The organism is Falsiroseomonas oryzae, assembly GCF_027856955.1.
Taxonomy (GTDB): domain Bacteria; phylum Pseudomonadota; class Alphaproteobacteria; order Acetobacterales; family Acetobacteraceae; genus Falsiroseomonas; species Falsiroseomonas oryzae.
On record NZ_JAPSMD010000896.1, the window covers coordinates 1 to 911 of the forward strand.

At 77.2% G+C, this 911-nt stretch carries 1 protein-coding gene; it reads left to right on the forward strand.

Features of this window, described 5'->3' with window-relative positions:
* Nucleotides 1-48 precede the first annotated feature (48 nt).
* Nucleotides 49-911, forward strand: an 863-nt coding sequence (locus tag OZN99_RS32525) for a CCA tRNA nucleotidyltransferase (RefSeq protein WP_333779801.1), incomplete at its 3' end; no start/stop codon positions are given.

Genomic DNA, 911 nt, shown 5'->3' on the forward strand with positions numbered 1-911 from the left:
GCCGCCGTTCTGGCGGCCCTGCCCGGCGCGCGCGCCGTGGGGGGGTGCGTGCGCGATGCGCTGGCCGGGCGCGTGGTGCACGACGTGGACGTGGCCGTGCCGCTGCCGCCGGAGGAGATCGCGCGGCGCCTCTCCGCCGCCGGCCTCAAGGTGTTCGAGACCGGGCTGCAGCACGGGACGCTGACGGCGGTGCTGGACCGCCAGCCCGTGGAGGTGACCGCGCTGCGCCGCGACGTGACGACGGATGGGCGCCACGCCGAGGTCGCATGGACCACCGACTGGCGGGAGGACGCGGCCCGGCGCGACTTCACCATCAACGCCATGTCGCTGGCCGCGGACGGCCGGCTCTGGGACTATTTCGGCGGGCGCGAGGACCTGGAAGCGGGCCGGGTGCGCTTCGTCGGGGACCCGGCGACCCGGCTGGCCGAGGACTACCTGCGCGCGCTGCGCTTCTTCCGGTTCTGGGCGCGCTATGGCCGCGGCGCGCCGGACGGCGCGGCGCTGGCGGCCATCCGGGACGCAGTGCCGGGGCTTGCCGCGCGGATCGCGGCGGAGCGCATCTGGATGGAGCTGAAGCGACTGCTGGAGGCGCCGGACCCGATGGGCGCGCTGGAGTTGATGCGCGAGGCAGGGCTGCTGGCCGCGCTGCTGCCGGAGGCGGTCGGGCCGGAGGTGCTGGCCCGTCTTGTCGGGATCGGCGCGCCGGCCGATCCGCTGCTGCGCGTCGCGGCGCTGCTCCCGGCCGATGCGCCGGAGGCGGCGGCGGGGCTTGCCGCCAGGCTGCGGCTGTCGGGCGAGGAGCGCGCGCGGCTGTGCCACTTTGCCGCTTCGGCGCGATCCCCCGTGCCGGCGGTTTCGGACAAATCCTCCGGGGTGCTGCGGGCCTGGCTCGCGCAGCGCGGCCGGGCGCG